Source organism: Spiroplasma sp. Moj, assembly GCF_016082285.1.
GTDB classification, from domain to species: Bacteria; Bacillota_I; Bacilli_A; order Mycoplasmatales; family Mycoplasmataceae; genus Spiroplasma; species Spiroplasma phoeniceum.
Genome location: NZ_MQTY02000062.1, coordinates 1 through 6,068, shown reverse-complemented (window position 1 = coordinate 6,068; position 6,068 = coordinate 1). Strand labels below are relative to the sequence as shown.

Here is a 6,068-nt window from a genome sequence, read left to right as displayed (position 1 = left end):
TTAATGACATTTTGATAAATATAATTTATTTCTTTTGTAAGTTTTTGTTGTAAATATCATTTTTTTATTTTTCGTTGTAATGAATATAATTCATTTTCAGTTGGAATGCTTGTTACCATATACTTTTTCATTTTAATCTCCATTCTAATTTAAAGACTAAATCAGTGGTCTAAAATGTATATGGTTTTCACAGTTAATTTCAAATTATTACTTTACTTAACAAAATATCCAAGATAAAATTATAATTAGTAGTTAATTTTAACTAAAAAGGAGGTTGAGGGAATGCCATCATATTATACAGAACATATTTTAAAATTAAAACAGCCAAAATTAAAGACACCATTAACTGATGGGGAAATTAATGCTATTGTAACAGCTTTTAAGCATTTAGTTTGTAAAATTAAAAAAGATGCTGTTGTTATTAAGCATCAAAAATTTGGATATGAACTTTTTCGTAGTAAAGCAGACGACAAATATTGAGCATATGCTCTTACATTTACTGAACCTCTTAATCCATTAAAACCAATTTATAAACATCATTGAATTGGTAATGCTTTTATTGGTTATGGGTATGATACATTAGAAGAAACAATTAATCAAACTTTTAAAATGATGGAACAAGGACCAACTGCACAAACAAATTTTCGTGATTATTTAACTAGTTGAGATGAAGAGAAAGACCGCATTTTCTTAGGTTGAGAAGAAAAAGAATGGTCTTTTGAAAAATATCAAAAATTTCAGCATTGATATGAAAAAAACAAGGTTAAAATTATGGCAAAACAAATTGGAGTTAAGGATGCCGAAGATTATAATAAAGAAATTAATGATAAAAATAATAATTCTGGATTAGCGGTTTTATTAGGGAAAATGCAAGATCCACCAAAACGCCCCCGAGCAATGGCTGTTGTAATGCGCGAAACAGCAAAGACAAAAGAAAAATGAGATGACCCAAAAACCAAAAAATACCTTGTTGGTTTTATGTATGTCAATTAAGAAAGCATTCCATCTTATGAATTATCGAGAAATTAATTCAACGCAAAATGAACATATTAAATTATTGGCAAAATTAAAAGAAAAAAAATACCGAAAAGAATTTAATTTAGCCTTAATTGAAGGATGAAACATTATTGATGAAGCATTACAACAAAATATTGTTGTTGAAATTTTAACAACAAAAGCAAATCAACCAAAATTAAAGAATTTTAATAATATTTTATTAACAATAGTTCCGGAATTAATTTTAACTAAGTTGAGTCAAAGCAAAAATAGTCAAAATATTATCGGTGTGGTTGATTTAACGAAGGTTAAGGAACAAAATAATTTTCAATTTAATCAAAATATTCTTTTATTAGAAAACATTCAAGATCCAGGTAATGTAGGAACATTAATCAGAACTGGCCTTGGTTTTGGTTTTACAAATATTATTTTGTATAATCATACTGTTGATCTTTTTAATGATAAAGTCTTACGTGCTAGTCAAGGTGCGATTTTTAAAGTTGCAATTAAAGAGATTGATTTAAATGAAATTAAAAACTTCCAATTAAACCAATATAAAATTATTACGACAGGTTTAAATCAAAAAAGTGTTTATTTACAAGATTGTCAGTTTAAGCAAAATGACCGGTATATTTTAGCATTGGGTAATGAGGGGCATGGCCTTTCCACCACATTGCAAGAAATTAGTGATTATAATGTCCAAATTAAAATTAATTCACAACTTGAGTCATTAAATGTTGCTCAGGCAGGAACAATTTTAATGTATGAAATTAATCGTCAGATGGAGGAAAAATAATGTTTAAGTTTAAAAATGCAAGTTATGTTACATCAGCGGTTAATAAAACAGGTTGAATTAATGATGATTTATTAGAAATTGCTTTTTTAGGGAAAAGTAATGTTGGTAAATCAAGTTTTTTAAATATGTTGACAAATCAGCGCCAATTAGCAAAAGTTTCGCAAATTCCTGGGAAAACCCGTATGTTAAATTTTTTTGCAATTAATAATAATCAATTTCGAATTGTTGATGCACCCGGATATGGATTTGCAAAAGTTGGTAACCAATATAAGATGGATTTTGCAAAAATGATGAAAGAATATTTAACTAAACGCCAAAATTTAAAATTTGTCTGTTTGTTAGTAGATTTACGTCATCCATCAACTCAAGATGATTATGAAATGTATCAATATTTAAAACATTTTAACATTTTGACCGTTTTAATTGGAACAAAATTTGATAAGGTCAAAAAGAATGATATTCAAAAGCATGAAAAGATTATTAAAGCTAAATTAAATTTTGCTGATAGTGATTATTTTATTAAAACATCAAGTCGAAATAAAATTGCCCGTGATGAATGTTGAGCATTATTTGCAAAATTATTAAATTTTAATGAATAGTTAAAATATTTTAAATTAATAAACTTATTAAAACTATTTTTATTAAATTAGCATATAATTATGACAAATAAGGAGTGGTTAACATGAATAGTTTTTCATTGACAAAAGAAAAAGGCCTTTGACAAAAAATTTTTAAGAAAATCTCATGGTTTTATCATCTAATTTTTCTTATGACTGGAATTATAACTGGACTGTTATTTCAATTTTTATATATTAAACGATGAGATTTTCTTTATTTCTTTATTTTTATTATTGCAATAATAATGCTTTATTGTGTACTATTTTTATTAGACTTCTTGCATAACCTATTAAAATAATTGTAAATATTTTTAAAAAGATACTAATAGNAAATTATAATTTNCTATTAGTATCTTTTTAAAAATATTTACAATTATTTTAATAGGTTATGCAAGAAGTCTAATAAATAAAAAAACATTTCTTTTGAGATGTTTTTTAAACTAAACGGTTGTATCATTCAACAATTAGTGCTTCATTAATATTACTATTTAGTTCTTCACGAAGAGGGAAACGAACATATGTTCCTGTCATTTTAGTTTTATCAAATTTAACAAATTCTAATGTACTAACTTGACTATCTAAACTTTCTAAAATTTTAACATTTTTTTGTGAACTTTCTTTTACACTAATCACATCACCAGGTTTACAATTATACGATGGAATATCAACTTTCTTCCCATTAACAAGAATATGAGCGTGATTTACTAATTGACGAGCTCCTGCTCTTGTTTGTAATAATCCCATACGATGCACAATGTTATCTAAACGTGATTCTAACATAATTAAGAAGTTTGTTCCGGCAATCCCTTTCATTTTTTTTGATTTACTGTAAGTGTTACGGAATTGACGTTCTGTTAAACCATACATATAACAAACTTTTTGTTTTTCATGTAATTGTAATCCATAGTTTGATAATTTTGAACGACGTTGTCCATGTTGACCAGGTGGTGTTGTTCTTTTTTTCCCTTTTGAAAATTCTTTGTCGTTTTCTAAGATACTAAAACCGTATCTTCTTGCTTTTTTAAATATACTTCCACGATAACGTGCCATTAAAAAAACCTCCTATATATCATTATGACATACAAAAAGATTCATTGAATTGCTCTAATAAAGGAAGTTTTTTGCTTCGCCCTAACAGCTAGGGTTACTTTAACACTAAATCTTAATTAATAAAAAACTAAAAACATTACTATGCAATTCTGCTGCTTCTCTGTGTTGTCTAGGGAATATTGTATAATAAAATCAAGGATAATTCAATATTTTTTTTGTGAAAATCATATACATTTTAGACCACTGATTTAGTCTTTAAATTAGAATGGAGATTAAAATGAAAAAGTATATGGTAACAAGCATTCCAACTGAAAATGAATTATATTCATTACAACGAAAAATAAAAAAATGATATTTACAACAAAAACTTACAAAAGAAATAAATTATATTTATCAAAATGTCATTAATTATTTTAATAGGTTATGCAAGAAGTCTACTATTTATATGAAAATTCACTAAATAGCTTAATTAAATTATTTTATAAGTCAAAACAAACTTTTTATAATTGAGCTAAAAAGATTCAACTTTGTCTTAAAGAAAAATTAAATTTTCTGGTTTTAGCTAAAAAACCAACGAGACCAATTAAAATTAATAACCATTATTCAAAAACTTACAAAATTGCTGTTGCAAAAATGATGAAAAAATATCGCCAAGAATATGGAACTGGAATTTATGAATTTTATAATTTAACTTTAGCTGGATTTTTCACATATAAAAATGAAGTAATTAAACATAATATTAGACTTCTTGCATAACCTATTAAAATNATTNNNAATNNTTTTAATAGGTTATGCAAGAAGTCTAATGAAATATCTAGAGAAACTAAACTTNTAAAATATATTAATAAAAACAAAAATTTTTTATTAAACAAATATGATTATATTTTGATTGATACAAACCCAAGTTTAAATATTACTAACATTAATGCTTATGCAGCAGCAGATAGTATTGTTTTAGTTTCAGATAATTCTGTGCACTCATTAAGAGCTCTAGATATAGTTGGCAATATGTGAGAGCAAATTTCATTAGATTTAAAAATTGATAATAATATTAAGGCTATAATANTAAATAATTTTGATACATATTCAATTTCGAAAGACTTTATAAATGAAATTGAACAAAGCAATTTAAAAACAATTACAATACCACAAGAAATTAGGAAAAAACAAGTTTTTAAAACTAGTGAAATAACGGGAATGCCCGTTATTAAAACTTTAAAAAATAAAGAAAACCCTTATTTTAATATTGTTGCTGAATTAGAACAAAAAGGAGTAATATAAAAATGGCAGAAAGAAAGAGTATATTTTCTCAAAGTAAAATAAGAACAATAGAAAAAGATGTCTNCAAAANTTTATTAAATAAAGATAATTATTTTGAAAAAGAANAAACAAAAGAAACTACAATAAAAATTAATAAAGGCGGTAAAAAACAGCATGTTAATTTAACTTTATTACCTGATAAATATGAAAAAATAAAANGCATTGCTTTTGAAAATAAATTATCCATATCAGCTTTATTTGAACAATTAATTGACCAATTATAAATTCATATTAATTAAAAAAATATTNNNNAAAGAAAGTANGGATATTGTGCATAAATTAATAAGTTTAGATGATGATTTAAGTAAATGTGAAAATTGCAGTTTTATTATTCAAAAAATAGATGATAAATGATTTACGATCAATNACGGCGATAGAAAATGTGGTAAATAATATTTTTTTGATATAATTAAATTGTTTTAGATATAGTAATTATAAAAAATATTAAAGGAACATGAATTATCAACTATGAAAAAAATATTAAGTCTTTTAGGAACAATCACTTTAATTGGAACAAGCACAATCAGTTTAGTTGCTTGTAATAAACCACAATATAATAAATATGAATTAAAAGAAGAAAAAGAAAAACCAAGCTCACATACTGTATTAAATAATAATAAATGTATTAATATTTTTAATATTCAAGATGAAAAAATAAATTTAAATAAAATAAATGAAATTATAAACAGTAGTGAATCTAAACCTGAAAATAATTATCAATGTAATATGGTGTTACAAAACATAAAAGATAAAAACAATGTTACATCACAAGAAATATTAGAAAATATAAATCCTATTATCTTAAAAATGTTTAATTTTGTAAAAAAAGAAANTACAATAAATGATTATAATATTGTTGTTTATAATTCACGTAATTTTAATGATATTTTAAAAACAATAGATATGAAAAAATATTGAAGAACAATATATTTTAAAATATTTTCTAAAAATAAAAATTTATTTTCANGAGAAACACCATATATAAGTATTAAATTTAGAAATTTGGAATAAGTTAATTAATTTTTTATATTCCCATTTTAAAACGATANGGATATGAACTATAAAATAACGCATCATACGGGTCGTGGTACATTTTACTATCAGATGTATTTGTTTTNGTATCGCTAAACTTTAATTCACTAATACACTTATCTAAAAATGGGAAATTATCTAACATACCATATATTTTACCTTGAACAAACATTTTTNNTANTCNNNAAAAAGCTTAGGTTTTATAAAAAATATAAATAAAGTAATTAAATATAAATTAAAGTAATCGCTTATTAAAG

General features: G+C 24.0%; 9 protein-coding genes. 8 read left to right on the top strand and 1 reads right to left on the bottom strand.

Features of this window, described 5'->3' with window-relative positions:
* The first annotated feature begins 282 nt into the window (after nt 1-282).
* The 4 genes from BST80_RS03630 (at nt 283) to BST80_RS03615 (ending at nt 2,708) form a co-directional block, all read left to right on the top strand.
* The gene (locus tag BST80_RS03630; RefSeq protein WP_415746002.1) at nt 283-993 is read left to right on the top strand and encodes a hypothetical protein; all 711 of its coding nucleotides are present in this window, start codon (nt 283-285) and stop codon (nt 991-993) included.
* Entirely contained in the window at nt 983-1,792 is an 810-nt protein-coding gene (locus BST80_RS03625) for a TrmH family RNA methyltransferase (RefSeq protein WP_415746001.1), read from the top strand. The genes BST80_RS03630 and BST80_RS03625 overlap by 11 nt, the downstream gene beginning before the upstream one ends.
* Nucleotides 1,792-2,391 carry a ribosome biogenesis GTP-binding protein YihA/YsxC gene (gene yihA, locus BST80_RS03620; protein ID WP_415746000.1) on the top strand — a complete coding sequence of 200 codons (600 nt, stop codon included), beginning with the start codon at nt 1,792-1,794 and terminating at the stop codon, nt 2,389-2,391. Before BST80_RS03625 ends, yihA begins: the two co-directional genes overlap by 1 nt.
* An 83-nt stretch (nt 2,392-2,474) precedes the next feature.
* The gene (locus BST80_RS03615; RefSeq protein WP_415745999.1) at nt 2,475-2,708 is read left to right on the top strand and encodes a TIGR04570 family membrane protein; all 234 of its coding nucleotides are present in this window, start codon (nt 2,475-2,477) and stop codon (nt 2,706-2,708) included.
* Nucleotides 2,709-2,844: 136 nt separating this feature from the next.
* On the opposite strand, the gene rpsD is transcribed toward BST80_RS03615, so the two are convergent.
* Nucleotides 2,845-3,459: a 30S ribosomal protein S4 gene (gene rpsD, locus BST80_RS03610; RefSeq protein ID WP_400248747.1), complete on the bottom strand. Its 615-nt coding sequence runs from the start codon at nt 3,457-3,459 to the stop codon at nt 2,845-2,847.
* A 265-nt stretch (nt 3,460-3,724) separates the two neighbouring features.
* Between rpsD and BST80_RS03605 the strand changes: the two genes are divergently transcribed.
* The 4 genes from BST80_RS03605 (at nt 3,725) to BST80_RS03590 (ending at nt 5,790) form a co-directional block, all read left to right on the top strand.
* The gene (locus BST80_RS03605) at nt 3,725-3,919 is read left to right on the top strand and encodes a hypothetical protein (protein ID WP_415745998.1); all 195 of its coding nucleotides are present in this window, start codon (nt 3,725-3,727) and stop codon (nt 3,917-3,919) included.
* The gene (locus BST80_RS03600; RefSeq protein ID WP_415745997.1) at nt 3,883-4,215 is read left to right on the top strand and encodes a hypothetical protein; all 333 of its coding nucleotides are present in this window, start codon (nt 3,883-3,885) and stop codon (nt 4,213-4,215) included. Before BST80_RS03605 ends, BST80_RS03600 begins: the two co-directional genes overlap by 37 nt.
* 3 nt (nt 4,216-4,218) lie before the next feature.
* Complete coding sequence (locus tag BST80_RS03595) at nt 4,219-4,740, top strand: ParA family protein (protein ID WP_415746003.1); 522 nt, start codon at nt 4,219-4,221, stop codon at nt 4,738-4,740.
* A gap of 507 nt (nt 4,741-5,247) precedes the next feature.
* Nucleotides 5,248-5,790 carry a lipoprotein gene (locus tag BST80_RS03590; RefSeq protein WP_415745996.1) on the top strand — a complete coding sequence of 181 codons (543 nt, stop codon included), beginning with the start codon at nt 5,248-5,250 and terminating at the stop codon, nt 5,788-5,790.
* The last annotated feature ends 278 nt before the right edge of the window (nt 5,791-6,068 follow it).